Annotated in this window: 25 protein-coding genes; 14 read left to right on the top strand and 11 right to left on the bottom strand. The window is 58.8% G+C overall.

The window, feature by feature from the left end; all coding sequences use genetic code 11:
- Positions 1–50: 50 nt before the first annotated feature.
- Entirely contained in the window at positions 51–539 is a 489-nt protein-coding gene (locus tag AC3Y64_RS04900) for a type II toxin-antitoxin system MqsA family antitoxin (RefSeq protein WP_489986637.1), read from the bottom strand.
- Positions 536–847, bottom strand: coding sequence for a type II toxin-antitoxin system MqsR family toxin (locus AC3Y64_RS04905; protein WP_489986638.1), 312 nt, complete (start codon positions 845–847; stop codon positions 536–538). Before AC3Y64_RS04905 ends, AC3Y64_RS04900 begins: the two co-directional genes overlap by 4 nt.
- Before the next feature lie 166 nt (positions 848–1,013).
- Between AC3Y64_RS04905 and AC3Y64_RS04910 the strand changes: the two genes are divergently transcribed.
- The 5 genes from AC3Y64_RS04910 (at position 1,014) to AC3Y64_RS04930 (ending at position 5,009) form a co-directional block, all read left to right on the top strand.
- Positions 1,014–1,673, top strand: coding sequence for a FadR/GntR family transcriptional regulator (locus AC3Y64_RS04910; RefSeq protein ID WP_489986639.1), 660 nt, complete (start codon positions 1,014–1,016; stop codon positions 1,671–1,673).
- The gene (locus AC3Y64_RS04915; RefSeq protein WP_489986640.1) at positions 1,663–2,967 is read left to right on the top strand and encodes a CynX/NimT family MFS transporter; all 1,305 of its coding nucleotides are present in this window, start codon (positions 1,663–1,665) and stop codon (positions 2,965–2,967) included. The genes AC3Y64_RS04910 and AC3Y64_RS04915 overlap by 11 nt, the downstream gene beginning before the upstream one ends.
- Positions 2,968–3,175: 208 nt before the next feature.
- On the top strand, positions 3,176–3,646 hold the full coding sequence (locus AC3Y64_RS04920) for a nuclear transport factor 2 family protein (RefSeq protein ID WP_003221901.1): 471 nt from the start codon (positions 3,176–3,178) through the stop codon (positions 3,644–3,646).
- Positions 3,647–3,686: 40 nt separating this feature from the next.
- Positions 3,687–3,989, top strand: coding sequence for a GIY-YIG nuclease family protein (locus AC3Y64_RS04925; protein ID WP_489986641.1), 303 nt, complete (start codon positions 3,687–3,689; stop codon positions 3,987–3,989).
- An 84-nt stretch (positions 3,990–4,073) separates the two neighbouring features.
- Positions 4,074–5,009, top strand: coding sequence for a glutathione S-transferase family protein (locus AC3Y64_RS04930; RefSeq protein WP_489986642.1), 936 nt, complete (start codon positions 4,074–4,076; stop codon positions 5,007–5,009).
- An 83-nt stretch (positions 5,010–5,092) separates the two neighbouring features.
- On the opposite strand, the gene AC3Y64_RS04935 is transcribed toward AC3Y64_RS04930, so the two are convergent.
- Positions 5,093–5,443 carry a glutaredoxin family protein gene (locus tag AC3Y64_RS04935; protein WP_034154584.1) on the bottom strand — a complete coding sequence of 117 codons (351 nt, stop codon included), beginning with the start codon at positions 5,441–5,443 and terminating at the stop codon, positions 5,093–5,095.
- Positions 5,443–6,447 carry a nucleoid-associated protein YejK gene (yejK, locus tag AC3Y64_RS04940; protein WP_267805391.1) on the bottom strand — a complete coding sequence of 335 codons (1,005 nt, stop codon included), beginning with the start codon at positions 6,445–6,447 and terminating at the stop codon, positions 5,443–5,445. The genes AC3Y64_RS04935 and yejK overlap by 1 nt, the downstream gene beginning before the upstream one ends.
- A 395-nt stretch (positions 6,448–6,842) precedes the next feature.
- On the opposite strand from yejK, the gene AC3Y64_RS04945 reads away from it, so the two are divergent.
- Complete coding sequence (locus AC3Y64_RS04945; RefSeq protein ID WP_003221909.1) at positions 6,843–7,124, top strand: HU family DNA-binding protein; 282 nt, start codon at positions 6,843–6,845, stop codon at positions 7,122–7,124.
- A 184-nt stretch (positions 7,125–7,308) separates the two neighbouring features.
- Here AC3Y64_RS04945 and rlmF read toward each other — a convergent pair whose 3' ends face one another.
- The 6 genes from rlmF to AC3Y64_RS04975 all read right to left on the bottom strand — a co-directional run bounded on the left by rlmF (position 7,309) and on the right by AC3Y64_RS04975 (position 14,583).
- Positions 7,309–8,328: a 23S rRNA (adenine(1618)-N(6))-methyltransferase RlmF gene (gene rlmF / locus AC3Y64_RS04950; protein ID WP_158959803.1), complete on the bottom strand. Its 1,020-nt coding sequence runs from the start codon at positions 8,326–8,328 to the stop codon at positions 7,309–7,311.
- A gap of 193 nt (positions 8,329–8,521) precedes the next feature.
- Positions 8,522–8,998, bottom strand: a complete 477-nt coding sequence (locus AC3Y64_RS04955; protein WP_489986643.1) for a hypothetical protein — start codon at positions 8,996–8,998, stop codon at positions 8,522–8,524.
- 162 nt (positions 8,999–9,160) lie between these two features.
- Complete coding sequence (locus AC3Y64_RS04960; protein WP_489986644.1) at positions 9,161–12,007, bottom strand: valine--tRNA ligase; 2,847 nt, start codon at positions 12,005–12,007, stop codon at positions 9,161–9,163.
- Positions 12,008–12,199: 192 nt separating this feature from the next.
- The gene (locus AC3Y64_RS04965; protein WP_489986645.1) at positions 12,200–12,595 is read right to left on the bottom strand and encodes a DNA polymerase III subunit chi; all 396 of its coding nucleotides are present in this window, start codon (positions 12,593–12,595) and stop codon (positions 12,200–12,202) included.
- 8 nt (positions 12,596–12,603) lie between these two features.
- Positions 12,604–13,032 carry a DNA polymerase III subunit chi gene (locus tag AC3Y64_RS04970; RefSeq protein WP_158954927.1) on the bottom strand — a complete coding sequence of 143 codons (429 nt, stop codon included), beginning with the start codon at positions 13,030–13,032 and terminating at the stop codon, positions 12,604–12,606.
- Between the two features lie 60 nt (positions 13,033–13,092).
- A complete protein-coding gene (locus AC3Y64_RS04975) occupies positions 13,093–14,583 on the bottom strand; it encodes a leucyl aminopeptidase (RefSeq protein WP_489986646.1) in 1,491 nt (496 codons plus the stop codon).
- 308 nt (positions 14,584–14,891) lie between these two features.
- Between AC3Y64_RS04975 and lptF the strand changes: the two genes are divergently transcribed.
- The 8 genes from lptF (at position 14,892) to pdxJ (ending at position 23,255) form a co-directional block, all read left to right on the top strand.
- Positions 14,892–16,013 (top strand): LPS export ABC transporter permease LptF, encoded by a 1,122-nt coding sequence (gene lptF / locus AC3Y64_RS04980; RefSeq protein WP_158954923.1) that lies wholly within the window; start codon positions 14,892–14,894, stop codon positions 16,011–16,013.
- A complete protein-coding gene (lptG, locus tag AC3Y64_RS04985) occupies positions 16,006–17,067 on the top strand; it encodes an LPS export ABC transporter permease LptG (protein ID WP_489986647.1) in 1,062 nt (353 codons plus the stop codon). The genes lptF and lptG overlap by 8 nt, the downstream gene beginning before the upstream one ends.
- Before the next feature lie 172 nt (positions 17,068–17,239).
- A complete protein-coding gene (gene lepA / locus AC3Y64_RS04990) occupies positions 17,240–19,039 on the top strand; it encodes a translation elongation factor 4 (RefSeq protein WP_158954919.1) in 1,800 nt (599 codons plus the stop codon).
- Between the two features lie 5 nt (positions 19,040–19,044).
- A complete protein-coding gene (lepB, locus tag AC3Y64_RS04995; protein WP_158954917.1) occupies positions 19,045–19,899 on the top strand; it encodes a signal peptidase I in 855 nt (284 codons plus the stop codon).
- A 169-nt stretch (positions 19,900–20,068) separates the two neighbouring features.
- Entirely contained in the window at positions 20,069–20,758 is a 690-nt protein-coding gene (gene rnc, locus AC3Y64_RS05000; RefSeq protein WP_016986099.1) for a ribonuclease III, read from the top strand.
- On the top strand, positions 20,751–21,653 hold the full coding sequence (gene era, locus AC3Y64_RS05005; protein ID WP_016771562.1) for a GTPase Era: 903 nt from the start codon (positions 20,751–20,753) through the stop codon (positions 21,651–21,653). Before rnc ends, era begins: the two co-directional genes overlap by 8 nt.
- Before the next feature lie 118 nt (positions 21,654–21,771).
- Positions 21,772–22,461 (top strand): DNA repair protein RecO, encoded by a 690-nt coding sequence (gene recO, locus AC3Y64_RS05010; RefSeq protein ID WP_489986648.1) that lies wholly within the window; start codon positions 21,772–21,774, stop codon positions 22,459–22,461.
- Positions 22,462–22,508: 47 nt separating this feature from the next.
- Positions 22,509–23,255 (top strand): pyridoxine 5'-phosphate synthase, encoded by a 747-nt coding sequence (gene pdxJ, locus AC3Y64_RS05015; protein WP_489986649.1) that lies wholly within the window; start codon positions 22,509–22,511, stop codon positions 23,253–23,255.
- An 82-nt stretch (positions 23,256–23,337) separates the two neighbouring features.
- On the opposite strand, the gene mltF is transcribed toward pdxJ, so the two are convergent.
- Positions 23,338–24,798 (bottom strand): membrane-bound lytic murein transglycosylase MltF, encoded by a 1,461-nt coding sequence (gene mltF, locus AC3Y64_RS05020; RefSeq protein WP_489986650.1) that lies wholly within the window; start codon positions 24,796–24,798, stop codon positions 23,338–23,340.
- Positions 24,799–25,075: the final 277 nt, after the last annotated feature.

The following is a 25,075-nucleotide window of genomic DNA, read 5'->3' on the forward strand; positions in this document are numbered from 1 at the left end:
TTCTGAAATAAACCCGGACCGAGTTCCGGGTTTATTTTTGCCAGATTTTGTCAAGGCGCCGGTGCCGTCTCCTGTTCCGGGAAGCGCGCAGCGAGCAATCGCCGCAATTCACTGCCTTCGTTCATCGCGTGTATTTCGGCGAGCAGGTGAGGGTGCCGGTCTAGCAAGCGCATAAGATTGAACAACGGTTGAGGCGGTGAAAGCTCGCCGCGTTCGTAGCGGGAAAAAGCGTTGTGACCTCCGCCGGATAGCAATTTAACTGCTTCTTTTTGAGTGAGATGCAATTTGCGGCGGATGCGTTTCATCTCGGTGCCCATTACGTGGAAGCATTCTTCGAGCAATTTATCGCCGGCGTCAGAATAGCGTTCGGCGCTGTCAGTATCATTATCAAAAATGATCTCGCCGCAGGCTTTGCATTCCCACCCTGCAATGCCGTGCACCCAACGTGAAACATTCTTGTAGTTGACAGTCAAACTGCGACGTTCGAAATGTTGCATCGCCTCTTGAGTGCCACAGCTCAAGCATTGCCGTGTATTCATAAATTCTTCTCCTTGAAAGAGATCACGGGAGGACCGCCGTTGGGGCAGTAGGTGATTTTGATATACAACTCCAAGTCGTGAAATCCAATGTTGTAAACATCCTGCCAGTGTCTGTGGTTGGTGTAGCAAGTCATGGACTTGTAGAACATTCGGCGATCCAGCGAGCAGATGGCTTGCTGCATACGTTTGAGGTTTAACCCCATGCCCTTGCCCGAGCTCATCGCGCTTCCAGTAAAGGCTTTAGCGCCCAGTCTGATGACTTCTTGCTTCACTACCACCAAGTCGTAATGGGGTGTGTTCTTTTCCATAAGAAAGCAAAACCCTTTCCCTGAAATTACCCTTAAAGGGTAATTTTGACCAATCGAAAATACCGCTCCATGTGTCTCCAATTGACCCTAGGTGGTTGCCGTCCTACATGGGTCTGACTAACATGTCAGAAAATTCATCCTATGATTGGATGAAAGGGCGAATCCTATGTCAGACATTTCTCCACTCATCAAACGATCCTTGGTCGATCAGGCCTTGGATCAGCTCCGTCAGCGCATCAACAGCGGTGCCTGGCAGGTTGGCGAGCGTTTACCGACCGAGCCGGAGCTCTGCGCCGAGCTGGGCATCAGTCGCAATACCGTGCGCGAAGCCATGCGCGTGCTGGCGTTTTCAGGGCTGATCGAGATTCGCCAGGGCGACGGCAGTTACCTGCGCGCGGTGGTCGATCCGCTCGACACGCTCAAAGCGTTGTCGCGCTGCTCGCTGGAGCAGGCGCGGGAAACGCGGCATATCCTCGAAGTCGAGGCGATCGGTCTGGCGGCGTTGCGCCGCACTGACGAAGATCTCGCCGCATTGCGCGAGGCCCTTGGCACCAGCGGCAGTCACTATCACGGCGATCTCGACACTTATATCGCTTGCGATCTGGTGTTCCACCGGCGTCTGGTCGACGCCGCGCACAACCCGACCCTCAGCGAGCTGTATCGCTATTTCTCCAGCATCGTCGGCGCGCAATTGCGCCAGACCCTGAACATCGTCCCGCGCCGTCAGGAAGTGTTCGACTTGCACATCGAGTTGCTCGATGCCGTCGAACAACGCGACCCGGAACGGGCCAAAGCCTTGTCGAGGCAGTTGATCAATGAACCTTGAAACCGAGAAATCCATGTCCCGCCACGAGATATCCACAACCCCGAAACGCACGGCAGAGCTAGAAGAGCTGCTGATCGACGCCGAGGCCGATGACGAGCAAGTACAGCAAAGCCATCCGCTGGTGCGCCGGCCATGGCTGTTGTTGCTTGGTTTGATTCTGGTCGCGTTGAACCTGCGGCCGGCGCTGTCGAGCATGGCGCCGCTGCTCAGCGAGGTGTCGAAAAGCCTCGGCTTGTCGGCCGCGCAGGCCGGGTTGCTGACCACGCTGCCGGTGTTGTGCCTCGGTTTGTTCGCCCCGCTGGCGCCGATTCTGGCGCGGCGTTTCGGTGCCGAGCGGGTGGTCTTGGGGATTCTGCTGACACTGGCCGGCGGCATCATTTTGCGCAGCAGCTTCGGTGAGATCGGCTTGTTCGCCGGCAGCGTGTTGGGCGGCGCGAGCATCGGCATTGTCGGCGTATTGCTACCGGGTATCGTCAAACGCGACTTCGCCAAACACGCCGGCACCATGACCGGCGTCTACACCATGGCCCTGTGCCTGGGCGCGGCGATGGCGGCGGGCACCAGTGTGCCGTTGAGCGAACACTTCGGCGGTGACTGGAAAGTCGGCTTGGGTTTCTGGGTCATCCCGGCGCTGGTGGCTGCGCTGTTCTGGCTGCCGCAAGTGGGGCAAAAACACGGCGCACACAATGTCGCCTATCGCGTGCGCGGATTGCTGCGGGATCCGCTGGCCTGGCAGGTGACCTTGTATATGGGCCTGCAATCGTCGCTGGCCTACATTGTGTTCGGCTGGTTGCCGTCGATTCTCATTGGTCGTGGTCTGACGCCGACTCAAGCGGGGCTGGTGTTGTCCGGCTCGGTGATCATCCAGCTCGCCAGTTCACTGGCCGCACCGTGGCTGGCCACTCGCGGCAAAGATCAACGTCTGGCGATTGTCGTGGTCATGGCGTTGACCCTGGGTGGTCTGTTCGGTTGCCTGTATGCACCGATTGAAGGGCTGTGGGGCTGGGCGATTCTGCTGGGTCTGGGGCAGGGCGGTACGTTTAGTCTGGCGTTGACTTTGATTGTGCTGCGCTCGCGCGATTCCCATGTCGCGGCGAATCTGTCGAGCATGTCCCAGGGCTTCGGATATACGCTGGCATCGATGGGACCGTTCGCGGTTGGTGTGGTGCATGACTGGACGGGCGGTTGGAATGCGGTGGGCTGGATTTTCGGCATCATCGGTACTGGCGCGATCATCGCCGGCCTCGGTGCCGGGCGTGCGCTGTATGTGCAAGTGCAAAGCGAAAGAATCTGAATGTACACATTTTAAATGAGGGAGCGAGCCTGCTCGCGAAGGCGATTTAACATTCAGCATCTGTGTTGACTGACACGCCGCTTTCGCGAGCAAGCTCGCTCCCACATTAGTTTTGTGTGTTGTTGGTATTCGGTAAGCGAATGCCGATAGTGTTTCCGCGCATTGCAGATTATGGTGCTGGCAATCTGTACCTATTTGGAGATTGCCCATGAGTGAAGCTCACGCCGCGTTGATCACCCGTTTCTACCAGGCTTTCCAGCGCCTCGATGCCGAGGCCATGGCTGCGTGCTACACCGATGACGTGGTGTTCAGCGACCCGGCCTTCGGCGAACTGCGCGGGCGCGATGCTGGCGACATGTGGCGCATGCTCACCACCCGCGCCAAAGACTTCTCCCTGACCTTCGACAACGTCCGCGCCGATGAGCGCAGCGGCGGTGCGCACTGGGTCGCGACCTATTTGTTCAGCCAGACCGGCAATGTTGTCATCAACGATATCCAGGCCCGCTTCGTCTTCCGTGACGGCAAAATATGCGAGCACCACGATCATTTCGACCTGTGGCGCTGGTCGCGCCAGGCTCTGGGTTTCAAAGGCCTGCTCTTGGGCTGGACACCCTTGGTCCGCAATGCCGTGCGTGCGCAGGCACTGAAGGGACTGAAGGCATTTCAGGCCGGTCGCTGATAAGATCGCGGCCTGTTTTCCTACATGTCTTGATCCCGAAGTGTCCAGCCTGAGCGAAAAATCTGTCGACGTTGCCGAACCGGTGAGCAAGTCCTGGTTCGTCTACCTCGTGCGCGCGGCCAACGGTTCACTGTACTGCGGGATCAGCGACGACCCGGTGCGCCGCTTCGCCAAGCATCAAAGCGGCAAAGGCGCACGGTTCTTCCTCTCAAGCCCGGCCATGGCGCTGGTTTATACCGAGCTGTGCCGCGATAAAAGCGATGCGTTGCGCCAGGAACGGCTGATCAAAAAACTCAGGAAGAGCGCCAAGGAATGTCTGGTCGCGTCTTATCAATCTGACTGATTGGTTCCCATCAGGCAGATCTGTAGGCTGCTAAGCAAATGCACGCTAAGCTGCTGGCTCACTATTTGAGCAGCGGAGCCGAGCATGTCCGAGTTGATTCTCCACCATTACCCGACCTCTCCATTTGCCGAGAAGGCCCGTCTGCTGCTGGGCTTCAAAGGCTTGTCCTGGCGCTCGGTGCACATCTCGCCAGTCATGCCGAAACCGGACCTGACTGCCCTGACCGGTGGCTATCGCAAGACCCCGGTGCTGCAAATCGGCGCCGACATCTATTGCGACACGTCGCTGATCGCCCGTCGACTGGAGCAGGAAAAAGCCCTGCCGAGCTTCTTTCCTGAAGGTCAGGAAATGACCACCGCCAGTTTTGCCACCTGGGTTGATTCGGTGGTGTTTCAACATGCCGTGAGCCTGGTGTTCCAGCCGGAATCGGTGGCCGTACGTTTCGGCAAATTGCCGCCGGAAGCGATCAAGGCTTTTCTCGCCGACCGTGCGGGCCTGTTCAGTGGCGGCAGCGCCACGCGTTTATCCGCCGAGCAGGCCAAGCATCAATGGCCGACGATCATGGCGCGGCTGGAGCAGCAATTGCAGCGCGAGCAGGGCGACTTCCTCTTTGGTGAGCCATCGATTGCCGACTTCGCGCTGGCGCACCCGCTGTGGTTCCTCAAAGCGACTCATGTGACCGCGCCGCTGGTGGATGAGTATCCGGCGGTTTCGGCGTGGTTGGGTCGAGTGTTGGGCTTTGGCCACGGCGCCGCGAGCGAGATGACCTCCGAGGAGGCATTGGAGGTGGCGCGCAATGCGACGCCAGCGGCATTGCCGAACGAGCAGTTCGTTGACCCGAACGGGTTCAAGGCTGGCCAGCAAGTGGCGATTTCGGCGACGGATTACGGGGTTGATCCGGTGGTGGGTGAGTTGCTGTTTGCCGGTAGCGAGGAATTGATCATCCGTCGTGAAGACGAGCGTGGCGGCGTGGTGCATGTGCACTTCCCGCGCTTTGGTTTCCGCATCGAAGCCCAATAAAAGCAAAAGATCGCAGCCTGCGGCAGCTCCTACACAAATCTCATGTAGGAGCTGCCGCAGGCTGCGATCTTTTGATCTTGCTGTTATTTCAGGGCGGCGAGAATCTCGTCCGGGTCAAACCCGCGAATCAACGTGCCATTCACGTCGATCAGCGGGATACCGCGTCCACCCAATGCTTCATACGCCTTGCGCGCCTCGGCGTCCTTCTCGATATCGAACTCTTTGAAGGGAATCCCCTTGCTGTCGAGAAAGCGTTTGGTCTGCTTGCAGTAGCCGCACCAGTCGGTGGCGTAGAGCACGACATTGGCCTGCGCCCGCGTCTGCTCGGCAACCATCTGCGACGGGTTGAAAACCCGCTCGATCTTGCCCCAGTTCTGATAAACCACGACCACCAGCAGAACCAGTGCAACCTTCTTCAGCACATTGCCGAGCATCAGTTGCGGCGCTTCAGCTGATCGGTGAGCGAGGTTGGCAGGCCCTTGATCACCAGGGTTCCAGCCTCTTCGTCGTACTCGATCTTCGAGCCCAACAGGTGCGCTTCAAAGCTGATCGACAAACCCTCGGCGCGACCGGTGAAGCGGCGGAATTGATTCAGAGTGCGTTTATCCGCCGGAATCTCCGGCGACAGGCCGTAATCCTTGTTGCGGATGTGATCGTAGAAGGCCTTGGGGCGCTCCTCGTCGATCAGCTCGGAGAGTTCTTCCAGGCCCATCGGCTCGCCGAGTTTGGCTTGGCTGCTGGCGTAATCGACCAGGGTCTTGGTCTTCTCGCGGGCGGAGTCTTCCGGCAGGTCTTCGCTCTCGACGAAGTCACTGAAGGCCTTGAGCAGGGTGCGGGTTTCGCCGGGGCCGTCGACACCTTCCTGGCAGCCGATGAAGTCGCGGAAGTATTCGGAAACCTTTTTGCCGTTCTTGCCCTTGATGAACGAAATGTACTGCTTGGACTGCTTGTTGTTCTGCCACTCGGAGACGTTGATGCGCGCGGCCAGGTGCAACTGGCCGAGATCGAGGTGGCGCGACGGGGTCACGTCCAGCTCATCGGTAACCGCCACGCCTTCGCTGTGGTGCAGCAGGGCGATGGCCAGGTAATCGGTCATGCCTTGCTGATAGTGGGCGAACAGCACGTGGCCGCCGACCGACAGGTTCGACTCTTCCATCAGCTTTTGCAGATGTTCGACCGCGACTTTGCTGAACGCGGTGAAGTCCTTGCCGCCGTCCATGTATTCCTTCAGCCAGCCACTGAACGGGAACGCGCCGGATTCCGGATGGAACAGACCCCAGGCTTTGCCCTGTTTGGCGTTATAGCTCTCGTTGAGGTCGGCGAGCATGTTCTCGATGGCTGCAGACTCGGCCAGTTCCGTATCACGGGCGTGCAGAACTGCGGGCGTGCCGTCGGGTTTTTTGTCGATCAGGTGGACGATGCAATGACGGATCGGCATGGGCTTCTCGGCTGGTGGAAGAGAGGAGGGCTGGCTCCCCCGAAAAAGCGCCCAGTGTACCGCAACCACTGGTTTTGGCGCGGGTTGCAGGGCAAAACCGGGGCGAGGATTGGCGCTTATGCAGTTTTTTAGCGGTTTAGAGCAATAAAGCTGACCAAATGGGTAGCTAGAGGCGGATATTTCCTTGTCTCTGTGCTAGTTTTGCCCGGTCTTACGCGAAGTCACTGCGTTAAGCGTGCACTCAGCATTTGTCAGGTCGAACCAAACCCTGATTTCGGTATCTATAACCCGACTCGTCGTGGTTATCGCCGAGGGTGCCAGATCCAGAAGATCGGGCTCGATGGCTGACACTGCACTCTGCAATCCATATGAATTTGATAGGGAAGGAACACTACATGGCTCTTACTAAAGACCAACTGATCGCCGACATCGCTGAAGCTATCGACGCGCCGAAAACCACCGCGCGTAACGCTCTGGACCAACTGGGCCAAATCGTTGCCGATCAGCTGGAAAACGGCGGCGAAATCACCTTGCCAGGTATCGGCAAGCTGAAAGTGACCGAGCGTCCTGCCCGCACTGGCCGTAACCCTTCGACTGGCGCTGCCATCGAAATCCCTGCGAAGAAAGTGATCAAGCTGGTTGTGGCCAAAGGCCTGACCGACGCTGTGAACAAGTAAGACGCAGCAATAAAAAACCGTGCACCGGAGCGATCCGGGCACGGTTTTTTTGTGTCTGCGATTTGACGCTTTACCCTGTAGGAGCTGTCGAGTGAAACGAGGCTGCGATCTTTTGATCTGTTCTTCAGGATCAAGATCAAAAGATCGCAGCGTGCCGCAGCTCCTACATGGGTCCAGAGCGGAGTTAGCGAACCCAGCGCTCGCGACGCCAGATCTGCTGCTCCGACTTGGTCTGGAAGGTCCAGGCAACGAAGCGGCTTTGCTTCTGCCCTTGCGACATTTCCACGACCTGGCTTTCCAGTACCCCGGCCTTTTTCAGCGCGGTTTCGATGGCGGGCAGGTTCGAGGCTTTCGACACCAGGGTGCTGAACCACAACACCTTGTGCTGGAAGTTTGCGCTCTCGGCGATCAGTTGCGTCACAAAGCGCGCTTCACCGCCTTCGCACCACAATTCCGCCGACTGGCCGCCGAAGTTCAGCACCGGCAGCTTGCGTTTCGGATCGGCCTTGCCCAAGGCGCGCCATTTGCGCTCGCTGCCCTTGGTTGCTTCGTCCATCGAGGCGTGGAATGGCGGGTTGCACATGGTCAGGTCGAAACGTTCACCGGGCTCAAGCAAACCGATCAGGATGTGCTTGCGATTCTCCTGCTGGCGCAGCTGGATCACTTTGCTCAGATCGTTGGACTGAACGATGGCCTTGGCAGCGGCCACGGCCGTCGGGTCGATTTCCGAGCCGAGGAAGTGCCAGCGATATTCGCTGTTGCCGATCAGTGGATAAACGCAGTTAGCGCCCATGCCGATGTCCAGCACGTTGACGATCGCGCCACGCGGGACTTTGCCGTCGTTCATGCTGGCCAGCAGGTCGGCGAGGAAATGCACGTAGTCGGCACGGCCCGGAACAGGTGGGCAGAGATAATCTGCGGGAATATCCCAATGTTGAATGCCATAAAACGACTTGAGCAGCGCCCGGTTGAACACACGCACCGCGTCGGGGCTGGCGAAGTCGATGCTTTCCTTGCCGTACGGATTGATGATCACGAACTTCGCCAGTTCCGGCGTGGTTTTGATCAGCGCCGGGAAGTCGTAACGACCCTGATGGCGATTGCGCGGATGCAGGCTGGCCTTTTCACGCGGCTCGACGGCTTTGGCCGGGGTCGCGGTGTCAGGCTTTTTGCGCGCAGGTTTGGGGGTGCGGGGGGCGTTCATGGGCGTGGTCGATTCGGGTATGGCTGAAAGTGGCGGGCATTGTCCCACATAAAAGGGGAGAGCGCGGTTGATCGGGTTTGTCCGTATGAGGAATGGACCCGTCAGCCGCGCCGAATCGTCAGAACGAATCAGCTCTGATGAAGGCGTGTGTTTTCTGCCTGGTTTTTAACAACTGATAAAAACTGTAGGTGATTCAAACTTCGTCTGGATCGCTCATGTATGGCGTATTGCGTTGCAGAATGTTCATGTTCAATAACAACGGTAGTTGGCCGCCTAATTCAAAGCGCGCCGGAAAGTCAGCCCAGCCAAACTCCGAGCGCAAAATCTTTCCTTGTGTGGATAATTGAATGACTTGATTTTCGCCAGTGATGTCATTGAGTGTAATGGTCTTGCCGTCAATATCGAGCATGTTGAAGTTGACATGGCTCTGCGTGCTGCTGCCGGTAAAGACGAGCCCCTGCTGATCGATGACCTTGCCGAAATGCTCACCTTCCGAACGGACGTAAAGAGTGTACTGATCGCCCGTGCAGCGGAAGTAAAAGGTGTCGGCAATGCCCGCATAGGTTTTCGCCAACACCACAGGCTCGCCGGCGTAGCGTGTGGTCAGTCGTACGGGATGGTTGCCGACGGTCAAGGTTGCGAGAAAAGATTTTTGTCGATTAGTGATCATGCTGAAATCCTTTTCAGTATTAATAGGGGAAGTTGATGTTGCGGTTGCAGGTTATCGGTTATTTGCAGGGTGTGGGTGAAATTAAATATTAAGTAAATATCCAATAAAAAACGCCCCGAAGTTCGGGGCGTTTCAAGTTTTTGCTAAGTTGCAAAAAGTTTATTACAGGCTGGAAATTCGCGCATGTTGTTCTGCAAGTTTACCCAGTGCCTGCTCAGCTTCCGCCAACTTGGCGCGTTCCTTGTCGATGACTTCGGCCGGGGCCTTGTCGACGAAACCGGCGTTGGACAATTTGCCGCCAACGCGCTGAACTTCACCCTGCAGACGCAGGATTTCCTTGTCCAGACGCGCCAGCTCGGCGCCCTTGTCGATCAGGCCGGCCATTGGCACCAGTACTTCCATCTCGCCAACCAGAGCGGTAGCGGACAACGGTGCTTCTTCACCAGCCTGCAGAACGGTGATCGATTCCAGACGCGCCAGTTTCTTCAGCAGCGCTTCGTTCTCGGTCAGACGACGCTGGTCTTCAGCGCTGACGTTCTTCAGGTAGATCGGCAGTGGCTTGCCCGGGCCGATGTTCATTTCGCCACGGATGTTGCGCGTGCCGAGCATCAGTTCCTTCAGCCATTCGATGTCGTTCTCGGCGGCCGGATCAATGCGTTCTTCGTTGGCCACTGGCCACGCTTGCAGCATGATCGTCTTGCCCTGAATGCCGGCCAGCGGCGCGATGCGCTGCCAGATTTCTTCAGTGATGAACGGCATGAACGGATGCGCCAGGCGCAGCGCCACTTCCAGTACCCGCACCAGCGTACGGCGGGTGCCGCGTTGACGCTCAACCGGCGCGTTTTCGTCCCACAGCACTGGCTTGGACAGTTCCAGGTACCAGTCGCAGTACTGGTTCCAGATGAACTCGTACAGCGCTTGAGCCGCCAGGTCGAAACGGAACTGATCCAGCTGACGAGTCACTTCGGCTTCGGTGCGTTGCAGCTGCGAGATGATCCAGCGGTCCGCCAGCGACAGCTCGTAGGCTTCGCCGTTCTGGCCGCAGTCTTCGCCCTTGTCCAGAACATAACGCGCGGCGTTCCAGATCTTGTTGCAGAAGTTGCGATAGCCTTCAACGCGGCCCATGTCGAACTTGATGTCGCGACCGGTCGAGGCCAGCGAGCAGAAGGTGAAGCGCAGGGCGTCAGTGCCATAGCTGGCGATGCCGTCGGCGAACTCGTCGCGAGTCTGCTTTTCGATCTTCTTCGCCAGTTTCGGCTGCATCAGGCCGGAGGTGCGTTTCTGCACCAGTTCTTCCAGCTCGATACCGTCGATGATGTCCAGCGGGTCAAGGACGTTGCCCTTGGACTTGGACATCTTCTGGCCCTGACCATCACGCACCAGGCCGTGTACATAAACGGTCTTGAACGGCACCTGCGGGGTGCCGTCCTCGTTCTTGATCAGGTGCATGGTCAGCATGATCATCCGGGCAACCCAGAAGAAAATGATGTCGAAGCCCGTCACCAGTACGTCGGTGGAGTGGAATTTCTTCAGGAATTCGGTCTGCTCAGGCCAGCCCAGGGTGGAGAACGTCCACAGGCCGGAACTGAACCAGGTGTCGAGTACGTCGTTGTCCTGTTGCAGCGCAACGTCCGGGCCAAGGTTGTGCTTGGCACGCACTTCGGCTTCGTCGCGACCGACGTAGACTTTGCCCGACTCGTCGTACCAGGCTGGGATCCGGTGGCCCCACCACAGCTGACGGCTGATGCACCAGTCCTGGATGTCACGCATCCACGAGAAGTACATGTTTTCGTACTGCTTCGGCACGAACTGGATGCGACCGTCTTCAACGGCAGCAATCGCAGGCTCGGCGAGCGGCTTGGTCGACACGTACCACTGGTCGGTCAGCCACGGCTCGATGATGGTGCCGGAGCGGTCGCCTTTCGGCACTTTCAGGCCGTGGTCGTTGACGCTGACCAACAAGCCGGCGGCATCGAATGCAGCCACGATCTGCTTACGCGCTCCAAAACGCTCAAGGCCAGCGTATTCAGCCGGGATCTTGCCGTCGATGCTGTCGTTCAGCGTGCCGTCGAGGTTGAACACCTGAGCTGCCGGCAGCACGTTGGCGTTCTTGTCGAAGATGTTCAGCAGCGGCAGGTTGTGGCGCTTGCCGACTTCGTAGTCGTTGAAATCGTGGGCCGGGGTGATTTTCACGCAACCGGTGCCGAATTCAGGATCGCAGTAATCGTCGGCGATGATCGGGATGCGGCGGCCAACCAGTGGCAGCTCGACAAACTTGCCGATCAGGGCCTGGTAGCGTTCGTCGTTCGGGTTCACTGCGACGGCGGAGTCGCCGAGCATGGTTTCCGGACGGGTAGTTGCGACGATCAGGAAGTCGTTGCCATCAGCGGTTTTAGCGCCGTCGGCCAACGGATACTTCAGGTTCCACAGGAAACCTTTCTCGTCGTGGTTTTCCACTTCGAGGTCGGAAATCGCCGTGTGCAGTTTGGTGTCCCAGTTGACCAGACGCTTGCCGCGATAGATCAGACCGTCTTCGTGCAGGCGCACAAACGCTTCTTTAACTGCTTCCGAGAGACCGTCGTCCATGGTGAAGCGCTCGCGGCTCCAGTCGACGGACGAGCCGAGGCGACGGATCTGACGGCTGATGTTGCCGCCGGACTGATCCTTCCATTCCCAGACTTTCTCGAGGAATTTTTCGCGGCCCAGATCGTGGCGATTCTGGCCGGTGGCTTCGAGTTGACGCTCCACCAGCATTTGCGTGGCGATACCGGCGTGGTCGGTGCCCGGCTGCCACAGGGTGTTGCGACCCTGCATGCGGCGGAAACGGATCAGGGCGTCCATGATCGCGTTGTTGAAACCGTGACCCATGTGCAGGCTGCCGGTGACGTTCGGCGGCGGGATCATGATGGTGTAGGAGTCGCCCGCGCCTTGCGGGGCGAAGTAGTTCTCGGACTCCCAGGTGTTGTACCAGGAAGTTTCAATGGCGTGCGGCTGGTAGGTCTTATCCATGCGCGGCGGGACCCTATTGGCATTTATTCAGGAAAAGCCGGGAAGTATAGCGGGGCATGGGGCCGAGGGCGAGCGGGGCAGGCCGGATGAAGATCTAATTGTAGGAGCTGCCGAAGGCTGCGATCTTTTGATCTTGTCTTTAAAAAACAAAAGTCAAAAGATCGCAGCCTGCGGCAGCTCCTACAGGGAGCTTTATTCGTATTGGCTCAACAGCCGTTCCATCCGCGCATCGAGGCGGCGTTTGATTTCGGTTTCGATGTGCGGGGCGAAGTCGTCGATGACGTCTTGCATGATCAATTGCGCGGCGGCGCGCAGTTCGCTGTCGAGGTGGAGCAAGGCGTCGGGGCCTTTATCCACAGGTGCGGCAGGCTGTGCAGCGGGGGCTGGCACTGGCGCGGGTGGTGGTTCGACGGCCGGCGATTCATTGCCGACAGAATCGAACAACATCGGAATCTGTTCCTGTTCGCCTTCATCGACCGTGTCGGTCAGCAGTGGCGGTTGCAGGTTGTCGTCGCCGAGCAACTGGCGGATCGACTCGAGATCGTCCAGCAGGTGTGTCGGCTTTTGCTGCGGTTTCGGAGTGTCCATTGGAATGCTCAGAGTCGCTGTAAACGGTGATCTTGCAGAGGATAGCCCTGTTCGCGGTAGAAGCGAAAACTCTCCCGCGCGGCGGCTCGAATCGTTGGGTCTTCGACCACCACTTCCGCCACTCGGGCGAACTTGTTGGCGAAGGCCGGGACTTTCAGGTCGAGATTGACCAGCAAATCCTGATGCTGACCGCAGTCATCGCCCAGTCCCAGCACGATCAAGCCGTCCGGCTCGGTGTCGGCAGGGCCGTGCGGCACGAAGCTTTCGCCCTTGAACGCCCACAGGCGCGCATCGAGATCGTCACGCTGAGCGGCATCGCTGCAATGCAGGTAGATGCGGTGGCCCATGCGCCAGGCTTTCTCGGTGAGCTTGCAGGCAAAATCCAGACGAGCCGATGGGTCGGCGCTGGGCAAGATATAGAAGTCGACTTTGGTCATTGCGGTTCCAGAACGGCAAGCGGCGTCACCGGAAAGTGACGCCGCCGTCCATCAACGGGTTCAGGCTTTGGCGCGATCGAGCAGGTACTGGGTCAGCAGAGGCACCGGACGGCCAGTGGCGCCCTTGTCCTTGCCGCCGCTGGTCCATGCGGTACCGGCGATGTCCAGGTGCGCCCAGTTGAGGTTCTTGGTGAAGCGCGACAGGAAGCACGCCGCCGTGATGGTGCCGGCTTTCGGCCCGCCAATGTTGGCGATGTCGGCGAACGGGCTGTCCAGTTGCTCCTGGTATTCATCGAACAGCGGCAGTTGCCAGGCGCGGTCGTCAGCCGCCTTGCCGGCGCTGAGCAGTTGGTCGATCAGTTCATCGTTGTTGCCCAGCAGGCCCGAGGTGTGCGCGCCCAGAGCAACGACGCAGGCGCCGGTGAGGGTGGCGATGTCGATCACCGCTTGTGGCTTGAAGCGCTCGGAGTAGGTCAGCGCGTCGCACAGCACCAGACGGCCTTCGGCGTCGGTGTTGAGGATTTCTACGGTCTGGCCGCTCATGGTGGTGACGATGTCGCCCGGACGGGTCGCGTTGCCGCTCGGCATGTTTTCCGCGCAAGCGAGGATGCATACCAGGTTGATCGGCAGTTTCAGCTCAAGCACGGCGTGCAGGGTGCCGAACACGGAGGCCGCGCCGCCCATGTCGTATTTCATTTCGTCCATGCCGGCGCCCGGCTTCAGGCTGATGCCGCCGGTGTCGAAGGTGATGCCTTTACCGACCAGTGCGTATGGCTTTTCGGATTTCTTGCCGCCGTTGTATTGCATGACGATCAGGCGCGGCGGCTGCTCGCTGCCTTGGCCAACGGCGTAGAACGAACCCATGCCGAGGGATTTGATCTTCTTCTCGTCGAGGACTTCGACTTTCAGATCCTTGAACTCTTTGCCCAGATTCTTCGCTTGTTCGCCGAGGAAGGTCGGGTGGCAGATGTTCGGCGGCAGGTTGCCCAGGTCGCGGGTGAAAGCCATGCCGTTGGCAATCGCGGTGGCGTGGTTCACGGCGCGCTGCACTTCAGCCTGAGCAGCCTTGATGGTCAGCAGGGTGATTTTCTTCAGGGCGCGCGGTTCGGCTTTCTGGCTTTTGAACTGGTCGAAGGTGTATTGCCCGTCCACCAGGGTTTCCGCCAACAGACGGGTTTTGCCGTAGCTGTCGCGGTTTTTGACAATGACTTCGTCCAGCGCCAGCACGGCGTCGCTGCCGTTCAGACCTTTCAGGGTGTTGAGGATGCCGGCAACGATTTTGCGGAATGGGCGGTCGCCCAGTTCTTCATCCTTGCCCACGCCAACCAGCAGCACGCGCTCGGCTTTGAGGTTTGGCAGGCTGTGCAGCAGCAGGCTTTGACCGACCTTGCCGGCCAGATCGCCACGTTTGAGCACGGCGCTGATCGCGCCACCGCTGAGTTCGTCGACCTGTTTGGCGGCGACGCCGAGTTTGCGGCCTTCACCGACGGCAACCACCAGGGTGGCGGTTTTCAACGTTTCTGGGCTAACGCTTTTTACAACCAGTTCCATGTCCGGATCCCTGAATGAATGGTCAACACGCAGGCGTTCGACGGTGTCCGCAGTCGCCTGCTTATAGATAGAAGAGGCGCAGGCCAAAGCCTGCGACAAGGGCCGCAGTTTGAACCTCGCTCCCCGCGCCTGACAACCCTCGGTTGTACGATCTGCACCGGATTACAGACATGGATGAGTGTGCGCAGTGACAGGCGCCCCCAATCACAGGATAATGCCGCATCTTTTTTCGACGGCTCTGCGTTGCGGGCCGGTCGATGTGTTTGCTTGTTTGGCCGCCTTAGCCTGACAACCCTGGAGTGTCTGGTTTGATCGTCTTCCGTTATCTGTCCCGCGAAGTCCTGTTGACCCTCAGTGCCGTGAGTGCCGTGCTGCTGGTCATCATCATGAGCGGTCGCTTCATCAAATATCTGGCTCAGGCCGCTGCCGGCCAGCTCGATCCGGGCTCTTTGTTCCTGATCATGGGCTATCGTCTGCCGGGCTTCATGCAGCTGATTCTGCCGCTGGGCCTGTTCCTCGGGATCCTGCTGGCCTACGGTCGCCTGTACCTCGAAAGCGAAATGACCGTGCTCTCGGCCACCGGCATGAGTCAGCAGAAGCTGTTTCGCATGACCTTGTTTCCGGCAACTCTGGTGGCATTGGTAGTGGCATGGCTGAGTCTCGGTCTGGCCCCGCAAGGTGCCAACCAGTTTCAGTTGCTGCTGAACAAGCAGGACGCCCTGACCGAATTCGATACCCTCGAGCCGGGCCGCTTTCAGGCACTGCGTGATGGCACTCGAGTGACCTACACCGAGAGCCTGACTGATGATCGGGTCAATCTTGGCGGCGTGTTCATTTCGCAAAAGAACCTCGGTGCCGACAAGAAAGATCGCGGCATTTCCATTCTGGTGGCCGAGAAGGGCCGTCAGGAAGTTCGCCCGGATGGCACCCGCTACCTGATTCTCGACAATGGCTACCGTTATGACGGCAGTCCGGGGCAGGCCGATTATCGGGCAATTCATTACGAGCTCTATGGCGTGCAACTGCCGAAGCCGGATGTCAGCGAAGAGGTCACAGACCGCGATGCCATGCCGACATCGACCTTGTGGGGCAGCGACGACATTCGCTCTCGCACCGAGCTGCAATGGCGTCTTTCCTTGCCGCTGCTGGTGTTCATCGTGACCCTGATGGCGGTGCCGCTGTCGCGCGTCAACCCGCGCCAAGGGCGTTTCCTCAAGCTGCTGCCGGCGATTCTTCTTTATATGGCTTACCTGACCATCCTGATTGCCGCCCGCGGCGCCCTTGAAAAAGGCAAGATCCCGCCGGCCCTCGGCCTGTGGTGGGTGCATGCGATCTTCCTGTTCATCGGCCTCGGCCTGCTTTATTGGGAGCCTCTGCGCCTGAAGATGGCCAGCCGTCGCAGCGCTGCGCTGGAGGTGGCCCGTGGTTAAACTCGACCGCTACATCGGCAGCAGCGTGTTCATGGCGATCATCGCCGTGCTGGCGATCATCCTCGGTCTGGCGACCTTGTTTGCCTTCATCGATGAAATGGGTGACGTCAGCGACACCTACACCCTCGTGGATGTCCTGAGCTTTGTATTGCTCACCGCGCCACGTCGTCTCTACGAAATGCTGCCAATGGCAGCGCTGATCGGCTGTCTGATCGGTCTTGGCAGCCTGGCCAGCAGCAGCGAGCTGACGGTCATGCGTGCGGCGGGCGTTTCGATTGGCCGGATCGTTTGGGCCGTGATGAAACCGATGCTGGTGCTGATGCTGGCCGGCGTGCTGATCGGCGAATACGTTGCTCCGGCCACCGAAAGCATGGCCCAGGCCAATCGCTCGTTGGCGCAAGGCAGTGGCGATGCACAAAGTGCCAAGCACGGTATGTGGCACCGCCAGGGTGACGAATTCATCCACATCAACGCCGTTCAGCCCAATGGCCTGCTCTATGGCGTGACCCGTTATCACTTTGACAAAGAGCGTCACTTGCTCAGCTCCAGCTTTGCCAAGAAAGCTGAGTTCGACGGCAATCACTGGCAGCTCACCGATGTGGCAACCACGGTTTTCCACGAGCGCAGCACTGAAGTGGTCAGCACGCCAACAGAGCGCTGGGACGTGTCGTTGAGCCCGCAACTGCTCAGCACTGTAGTCATGGCCCCGGAATCGCTGTCGATCAGCGGATTGTGGGGTTACATCCACTATCTGTCCGAGCAGGGTTTGAGCAACGGTCGCTACTGGCTGGCATTTTGGGTCAAGGTGTTGCAGCCGCTGGTAACCGCCGCGCTGGTGCTGATGGCAATCTCGTTCATTTTCGGTCCGCTGCGTTCGGTGACCCTCGGTCAGCGCGTATTCACCGGCGTGCTGGTCGGCTTCACCTTCCGTATTGTTCAGGATTTGCTCGGCCCTTCGAGCCTGGTGTTTGGTTTCTCGCCGCTGTTCGCGGTGCTGGTGCCGGCTGGCGTCTGTGCCTTGGCGGGTGTCTGGCTGCTGCGAAGAGCCGGTTGATGCGCGCATTTTTGCCAGTGCTGTAATCTTGAAAACGCCCCGGTCGACAGATCGGGGCGTTTTTGCATGCAATCCGGGTGACAGGCGAACGTGACGCTTGCGCCGTGTATCAGGTACAATTCCCGGCTATTTTTCGGCGGGCTATGCCTGCAGCCTTTTTGAGTGTTGATCCGTGAGTGATTTGAGTCATATCCGCAATTTCTCCATCATCGCCCACATTGACCATGGCAAGTCGACGCTGGCCGATCGCTTCATCCAGATGTGCGGCGGCCTGGCCGAGCGTGAAATGGAAGCCCAGGTCCTCGACTCCATGGAGCTGGAGCGTGAACGCGGGATCACCATCAAGGCCCACAGCGTTACCCTCTATTACACCGCCAAAGACGGCATCAAGTATCAGCTGAACTTCATTGACACCCCGGGCCACGTCGACTTCACCTACGAAGTCAGCCGCTCCCTGGCCGCGTGTGAAGGTGCTTTGCTGGTGGTCGATGCCGGTCAGGGCGTTGAAGCCCAGTCCGTGGCTAACTGCTACACCGCAATCGAGCAGGGCCTTGAGGTCATGCCGGTGCTGAACAAGATCGACCTGCCGCAGGCCGATCCTGATCGCGTCAAGGAAGAGATAGAGAAGATCATCGGCATCGACGCCACCGACGCCGTCACCTGCAGCGCCAAGACTGGCCTGGGTGTCGACGAAGTGCTCGAGCGTCTGGTGCACACCATCCCTGCGCCGACCGGCAACATCGAAGATCCGCTGCAAGCGTTGATCATCGACTCCTGGTTCGACAACTACCTGGGCGTTGTCTCCCTGGTGCGCGTGCGTCATGGCCGCGTGAAGAAGGGCGACAAGATCCTCGTCAAGTCCACCGGCAAGGTGCACCTGGTCGACAGCGTTGGCGTGTTCAACCCCAAGCACACCGCGACTTCTGACCTGAAGGCCGGTGAAGTGGGCTTCATCATCGCCAGCATCAAGGACATTCACGGTGCACCGGTCGGTGACACCCTGACCTTGAGCTCGACCCCGGACGTTGAAGTGCTGCCCGGCTTCAAACGCATCCAGCCACAGGTTTACGCCGGTCTGTTCCCGGTCAGCTCCGACGACTTCGAAGACTTCCGCGAAGCGCTGCAGAAGCTGACCCTCAACGACTCGTCGCTGCAGTACACCCCGGAAAGCTCCGACGCACTGGGCTTCGGCTTCCGTTGCGGCTTCCTCGGCATGCTGCACATGGAAATCATCCAGGAGCGCCTCGAGCGCGAGTACGACCTGGACCTGATCACCACCGCGCCAACCGTAATCTTCGAACTGGTGTTGAAAACCGGTGAAACGATTTACGTCGACAACCCATCCAAGCTACCGGATGTGTCGTCGATCGAAGACATGCGCGAGCCGATCGTGCGGGCCAACATCCTGGTGCCGCAAGAGCATTTGGGCAACGTCATCACCCTGTGCATCGAGAAGCGTGGCGTCCAGGTCGACATGCTGTTCCTCGGCAATCAGGTGCAAGTCACCTACGACCTGCCGATGAACGAAGTGGTGCTGGACTTCTTCGACCGTCTCAAATCCACCAGCCGCGGCTATGCTTCGCTGGATTACCATTTCGATCGCTACCAATCGGCTAATCTGGTGAAACTGGACGTGTTGATCAACGGCGACAAGGTCGATGCCCTGGCGTTGATCGTGCACCGTGACAACTCGCACTACAAAGGTCGCCAGTTGACCGAGAAGATGAAAGAACTGATTCCGCGTCAGATGTTCGACGTTGCGATTCAGGCCGCCATTGGTGGTCAGATCGTCGCCCGGACAACCGTCAAGGCACTCAGAAAGAACGTATTGGCCAAATGCTACGGTGGTGACGTCAGCCGTAAGAAGAAACTGCTCGAGAAGCAAAAGGCCGGTAAGAAACGCATGAAGCAGGTCGGCAACGTGGAAATTCCACAGGAAGCCTTCCTTGCAGTGCTCAGGTTGGATAGTTAGGTCCTATGTCACTAAATTTCCCGCTGTTGCTGGTCATCGCCGTGTTCGTCTGCGGCCTGTTGGCGTTGCTTGATCTGTTGATCCTGGCACCGCGTCGGCGTGCCGCCATTGCCTCTTATCAGGGCAGTGTCGGTCAGCCTGATGTCGTGGTTGTCGAGAAACTCAACAAAGAGCCGCTGCTGGTCGAATACGGCAAGTCGTTCTTCCCGGTGTTGTTCATCGTGCTGGTGCTGCGTTCGTTCCTTGTGGAACCGTTCCAGATCCCGTCCGGTTCGATGAAACCGACCCTGGACGTCGGTGACTTCATTCTGGTGAACAAGTTTTCTTACGGGATCCGCCTGCCGGTGATCGACAAGAAAATCATCGAAGTCGGTGATCCGCAACGCGGCGATGTCATGGTGTTTCGCTACCCGAGCGACCCGAACGTCAACTACATCAAGCGTGTAGTCGGCCTGCCGGGCGACACGGTGCGCTACACCGCCGACAAGCGTCTGTTCGTGAATGGCGAATCGATTGCCGAGCAAATGATCGGCTCCGAGCCGGGCACGCTGGGCAGCGCCGAGCTGTACAAAGAGAAACTGGGCGCCGCCGAGCATCTGATCCGCAAGGAAATGAGCCGCTACCGCACGCCGCCGGATCACACATGGACCGTGCCGGCCGGGCACTACTTCATGATGGGCGACAACCGCGACAACTCGAATGACAGTCGCTACTGGGATGATCCGAACATTCCCAAGGATCTGCTGGGTATGGTTCCCGACCAGAATATCGTCGGCAAGGCCTTCGCGGTCTGGATGAGCTGGCCGGAGCCGAAACTCAGTCACCTGCCGAATTTCTCGCGGGTTGGCCTGATCAAGTAATTACACACGGCGCTGTTGAACACAGCGCCGAATGCATTTTTGGAGTCGGCACAATCGGCTTCGCAATCGCCAGGATTTAATTTTTGAACACAGCGTTAATTGTCCCAGGCCTGCGCCGTATCCCGGCGATGGCAGTGGAATCCAGCCACGAACTCAGCGTGGGTAAACCGTGAGCGTTTCTCTAAGCCGTCTCGAGCGCCAGCTCGGTTACACCTTCAAGGATCAGGAGCTGATGCTGCTGGCCCTTACGCACCGCAGTTTTGCCGGGCGCAACAACGAACGCCTGGAATTCCTCGGTGATGCCATTCTCAACTTCGTTGCTGGCGAGGCGCTGTTCGATCGCTTCCCGCTGGCCCGCGAAGGCCAGTTGTCGCGTTTGCGCGCACGCTTGGTGAAAGGTGAGACGCTGGCCGTACTGGCCCGTGGTTTCGACCTTGGCGATTACCTGCGACTGGGTTCAGGTGAGTTGAAGAGTGGCGGTTTCCGTCGCGAATCGATTCTGGCCGATGCCCTCGAAGCCTTGATCGGTGCAATCTATCTCGACGCCGGCATGGACATGGCGCGTGAGCGAGTGCTGGCCTGGCTGGCTGGCGAGTTCGAAGGCCTGACGCTGGTCGACACCAACAAGGATCCGAAAACCCGCCTGCAGGAACACCTGCAATCGCGCGGTTGCGATCTGCCACGCTACGAAGTGGTGGATATCCAGGGCGAGCCGCACTGCCGAACCTTCTTCGTCGAGTGCGAAGTTGTCTTACTGAATGAAAAAAGCCGAGGTCAGGGTGTGAGCCGTCGTATTGCCGAACAGGTAGCGGCCGCTGCAGCACTGATTGCCCTGGGCGTGGAGAATGGCAATGACTGATACAAACGCAACTCGCTGTGGCTATGTTGCCATCGTCGGCCGTCCCAACGTCGGTAAGTCGACGCTGCTCAACCACATCCTTGGCCAGAAGCTCGCGATCACTTCGCGCAAGCCGCAGACCACTCGCCACAACATGCTCGGGATCAAGACCGAGGGTGACGTGCAAGCGATCTACGTCGACACCCCCGGCATGCACAAGGGTGGCGAAAAGGCCCTGAACCGTTACATGAACAAGACCGCTTCGGCCGCGTTGAAAGACGTCGACGTGGTGATCTTCGTCGTGGACCGCACCAAGTGGACCGACGAAGACCAGATGGTGCTCGAGCGCGTGCAGTACGTGACCGGCCCGCTGATCGTCGCGCTGAACAAGACCGACCGCATCGAAGACAAAGCCGAGCTGATGCCGCACCTGAGCTGGTTGCAGGAGCAGTTGCCGAACGCGCAGATCATTCCGATTTCCGCGCAGCACGGCCACAACCTCGAAGCACTGGAAAAGGTCATTGCTGACCATCTGCCGGAGAACGATCACTTCTTCCCGGAAGACCAGATCACCGACCGCAGCAGCCGCTTCCTCGCCGCCGAACTTGTACGCGAGAAAATCATGCGCCAGATGGGTGCCGAGCTGCCGTACCAGATCACCGTCGAAATCGAAGAGTTCAAGCAGCAGGGCAAGACCCTGCACATCCACGCGCTGATCCTCGTTGAGCGTGACGGCCAGAAGAAGATCATCATTGGCGACAAGGGCGAGCGCATCAAACGCATCGGCACCGAAGCGCGCAAGGACATGGAGCTGCTGTTCGACTCCAAGATCATGCTCAACCTGTGGGTCAAGGTGAAGGGCGGCTGGTCCGACGACGAGCGTGCGCTGCGTTCGCTGGGTTACGGCGACCTGTAAGCGATTCGAAGATCAAAAGATCGCAGCCTTCGGCAGCTCCTACAATGTCTTGTTTACACCTGTAGGAGCTGCCGAAGGCTGCGATCTTTTTTTGCAATCCCGACCGGGAAAAACATTCATGTCGCAAAACCCGCCTCCCGCCCAACCCGCCTACGTCCTGCACTCCCGCGCCTACCGCGAAACCAGTGCGCTGGTGGATTTCCTCACGCCGCAAGGTCGGCTGCGGGCGGTGTTGCGCAGTGCGCGGGGCAAGGCCGGGACATTGGCGCGGCCGTTTGTGGCGCTTGAAGTAGAGTTTCGTGGCAAAGGTGAGTTGAAGAATGTCGGGCGCATGGAAAGCTCCGGCACTTCGGCGTGGCTTAACGGCGAGGCGCTGTTCAGCGGTCTTTACCTGAATGAGTTGCTCATCCGTTTGCTGCCCGCCGAGGATCCGCACCCGGGCGTATTCGATCACTACGCCGCCACCTTGCTGGCGCTGGCCGAGGGTCGTCCACTGGAGCCGTTGTTGCGCTCCTTCGAATGGCGTCTTCTGGACGATCTCGGCTACGGCTTTTCCCTGAACACCGATATCCATGGCGAACCCGTCGCGGCGGACGGTCTCTATCGTCTGCAGGTGGATGCGGGGCTGGAGCGCGTCTTCCTGCTGCAGCCCGGCCTGTTCAACGGCGTCGAATTACTGGCCATGGCCGAAGCCGACTGGACCGCCCCCGGCGCGCTGTCCGCCGCCAAGCGTCTGATGCGTCAGGCACTGGCCGTTCATTTGGGCGGTCGTCCGCTCGTCAGTCGCGAACTGTTTCGCAAGCCCTGATCACCCCGTATGCTGTGCGCCGAATCTCTCAATTCAGGAGCGCATCCGTGACCACCAGCAATCGCATTCTTCTCGGCGTGAACATCGACCACGTCGCCACCCTGCGTCAGGCCCGTGGCACGCGCTACCCGGATCCGGTCAAGGCTGCACTGGACGCGGAAGAGGCGGGCGCCGATGGCATCACCGTGCACCTGCGTGAAGACCGCCGGCACATCCAGGAGCGCGATGTGTTGCTGCTCAAGGATGTGCTGCAAACCCGCATGAACTTCGAAATGGGCGTCACCGAAGAAATGATGGCGTTCGCCGAGCGCATCCGCCCGGCGCACATTTGCCTGGTCCCGGAAACCCGTCAGGAGCTGACCACTGAAGGTGGTCTGGACGTGGCAGGGCAGGAAGAGCGGATAAAGACAGCGGTTGAGCGTCTGTCGAAGATCGGCAGCGAAGTGTCGCTGTTCATCGATGCTGACGAGCGGCAGATTGCGGCTTCCAAGCGCGTCGGTGCGCCGGCAATCGAGCTGCACACCGGTCGTTATGCCGATGCTGAAACCCCGACTGAAGTGGCCGAGGAATTGAAGCGCGTGGCGGATGGCGTTGCGTTTGGTCTGGCCCAAGGCTTGATTGTTAACGCCGGTCACGGCTTGCATTACCACAACGTTGAAGCCGTGGCTGCGATCAAAGGCATCAACGAGCTGAACATCGGCCACGCGCTGGTGGCGCATGCGTTGTTCGTTGGCTTCAAGTCTGCCGTATCGGAAATGAAAGAGCTGATTCTGGCTGCCGCTCTCAAGGGCTAAGATCAAAAGATCGCAGCCTTCGGCAGCTCCTACAGGTTATGTGGACACCTGTCGGAGCTGCCGAAGGCTGCGATCTTTTGCTTTAAAGAGGGGCAGGTTCTTGCGCGGGTTTTGACTTGTCGATGGCCGGCACATGCAAATTGCCTTCAGCCACCTGATCGCCCTCAAGCTGCGGCTGGGTTACCCAAGTCAGAATGTCGTAGTAGCGACGGATGTTCGCCACGAAATGCACCGGCTCGCCGCCTCGGGCGTAGCCATAACGCGTCTTGCTGTACCACTGCTTCTGCGACAGACGCGGCAGAATCTTCTTCACGTCCAGCCATTTGTCCGGGTTCAAACCTTCCTTGGCCGTCAACTTGCGCGCGTCATCCAGGTGACCGCTGCCGACGTTATAGGCTGCCAGGGCAAACCAGGTGCGATCCGGTTCCTTGATCGAATCGTCGAGCTGATCCTTCATATAAGCCAGGTACTTGGCGCCGCCCATGATGCTCTGCTTGGGGTCGAGGCGGTTGGACACGCCCATCGCCTGCGCGGTGTTCTGGGTCAGCATCATCAGGCCGCGCACACCGGTTTTCGAGGTGACGGTCGGCTGCCACAACGATTCCTGATAGCCAATGGCGGCCAGCAGGCGCCAGTCGACTTTCTCTTTCTTCGCGTAATTCTTGAAGTGCTGCTCGTACTTCGGCAGGCGCTGCTGCAAATGCTGGGCGAAGGTGGTGGCGCCCATGTAGCCGAGAACATCGACGTGACCGTAATAGCGATCCTTCAGGCGTTGCAGCGTGCCGTTTTTCTGCACCTTGTCGAGGTAGGCATTGATTTCATTGAGCAGGCTGTTGTCTTCGCCCGGGCCTACCGCCCAGCTCTGGCTGCGCGCATCGCCGAGGTCGAAGGCCACACGAATATTGGTGAAGTACACCTGGTTCATCGCCACTTCGTTGGAGTCGACCAGGGTCAGGTCGATCTGGCCTTCATCGACCATGCGCAACAAGTCGACCACTTCAACCGCATCGGATTCTTCGTACTCGATGCCGGGAAATTTCTGTTTCAGCTCGGCCAGTTGCTCGGCGTGGGTGCTGCCCTTGAGCACCATGATCTTCTTGCCGACCAGATCGCCCGGGTCGGTCGGCCGCGATTGGCCGTTGCGGTAGATGATCTGCGGGGTGACTTCGAGGTAGGAATGCGAGAACCGCACCTGTTTCTTGCGCTGTTCGCTGCTGACCAGACCGGCGGCGGCCAGTACCGGGCCGTTCGGTTTGCCGATCTGATTGAACAGGTCGTCGAGGTTGTCAGCGGTCTCGATCTTCAGTTCCACACCCAAATCGTCGGCGAAGCGCTTCACCAGCTCGTATTCGAAGCCGGTTTCACCGCTGCGATCCTGAAAGTAGGTGGCGGGGCTGTTACGGGTAATCACCCGCAGCACACCATCCTCCTTTACGCGCTCGAGTGTGTTGGGTTTATCAACACAACCACCGAGCATCAGGAAGAGTCCGGTTGCGATCAGCCATTTGGCGTACCGCGGACGCAAAGCCGTTGGGAAAAACATCTGCGCAGTATACGCAAACGGCCACGGGCGCCATATCTCGACAGCGTAGGACGAGTCTGCTATTGATCACAGAATCGAGCGAAACCCCACAGGAATGGGACTTCGCGGCTTTTTGTTACAGTAAAAATAAGCCGCCGTTGCGCGGTCGATTTATCTGACTCTGGAGGCAGAAACACAGATTGGTGTCCGAGTGCAACCGTGCGTAGCGTTTCGGGTGATGTTGAGGGCGGTTTAGGCTAGAATGCACGGCCTCAAAGCACACCCCTTCCCGAGGCTG

Source organism: Pseudomonas sp. 4CAES_32.4 (assembly GCF_058136335.1).

What these genes read in the sequence shown, in the direction of transcription:
- AC3Y64_RS04900 (WP_489986637.1), bottom strand. Translation starts at nt 539, where the DNA reads ATGAATACACGGCAATGCTTGAGCTGTGGCACTCAAGAGGCGATGCAA.
- AC3Y64_RS04905 (WP_489986638.1), bottom strand. Translation starts at nt 847, where the DNA reads ATGGAAAAGAACACACCCCATTACGACTTGGTGGTAGTGAAGCAAGAA.
- AC3Y64_RS04910 (WP_489986639.1), top strand. Translation starts at nt 1,014, where the DNA reads ATGTCAGACATTTCTCCACTCATCAAACGATCCTTGGTCGATCAGGCC.
- AC3Y64_RS04915 (WP_489986640.1), top strand. Translation starts at nt 1,663, where the DNA reads ATGAACCTTGAAACCGAGAAATCCATGTCCCGCCACGAGATATCCACA.
- AC3Y64_RS04920 (WP_003221901.1), top strand. Translation starts at nt 3,176, where the DNA reads ATGAGTGAAGCTCACGCCGCGTTGATCACCCGTTTCTACCAGGCTTTC.
- AC3Y64_RS04930 (WP_489986642.1), top strand. Translation starts at nt 4,074, where the DNA reads ATGTCCGAGTTGATTCTCCACCATTACCCGACCTCTCCATTTGCCGAG.
- AC3Y64_RS04935 (WP_034154584.1), bottom strand. Translation starts at nt 5,443, where the DNA reads ATGCTCGGCAATGTGCTGAAGAAGGTTGCACTGGTTCTGCTGGTGGTC.
- yejK (WP_267805391.1), bottom strand. Translation starts at nt 6,447, where the DNA reads ATGCCGATCCGTCATTGCATCGTCCACCTGATCGACAAAAAACCCGAC.
- AC3Y64_RS04945 (WP_003221909.1), top strand. Translation starts at nt 6,843, where the DNA reads ATGGCTCTTACTAAAGACCAACTGATCGCCGACATCGCTGAAGCTATC.
- rlmF (WP_158959803.1), bottom strand. Translation starts at nt 8,328, where the DNA reads ATGAACGCCCCCCGCACCCCCAAACCTGCGCGCAAAAAGCCTGACACC.
- AC3Y64_RS04955 (WP_489986643.1), bottom strand. Translation starts at nt 8,998, where the DNA reads ATGATCACTAATCGACAAAAATCTTTTCTCGCAACCTTGACCGTCGGC.
- AC3Y64_RS04960 (WP_489986644.1), bottom strand. Translation starts at nt 12,007, where the DNA reads ATGGATAAGACCTACCAGCCGCACGCCATTGAAACTTCCTGGTACAAC.
- AC3Y64_RS04965 (WP_489986645.1), bottom strand. Translation starts at nt 12,595, where the DNA reads ATGGACACTCCGAAACCGCAGCAAAAGCCGACACACCTGCTGGACGAT.
- AC3Y64_RS04970 (WP_158954927.1), bottom strand. Translation starts at nt 13,032, where the DNA reads ATGACCAAAGTCGACTTCTATATCTTGCCCAGCGCCGACCCATCGGCT.
- AC3Y64_RS04975 (WP_489986646.1), bottom strand. Translation starts at nt 14,583, where the DNA reads ATGGAACTGGTTGTAAAAAGCGTTAGCCCAGAAACGTTGAAAACCGCC.
- lepB (WP_158954917.1), top strand. Translation starts at nt 19,045, where the DNA reads ATGTCACTAAATTTCCCGCTGTTGCTGGTCATCGCCGTGTTCGTCTGC.
- era (WP_016771562.1), top strand. Translation starts at nt 20,751, where the DNA reads ATGACTGATACAAACGCAACTCGCTGTGGCTATGTTGCCATCGTCGGC.
- recO (WP_489986648.1), top strand. Translation starts at nt 21,772, where the DNA reads ATGTCGCAAAACCCGCCTCCCGCCCAACCCGCCTACGTCCTGCACTCC.
- mltF (WP_489986650.1), bottom strand. Translation starts at nt 24,798, where the DNA reads ATGTTTTTCCCAACGGCTTTGCGTCCGCGGTACGCCAAATGGCTGATC.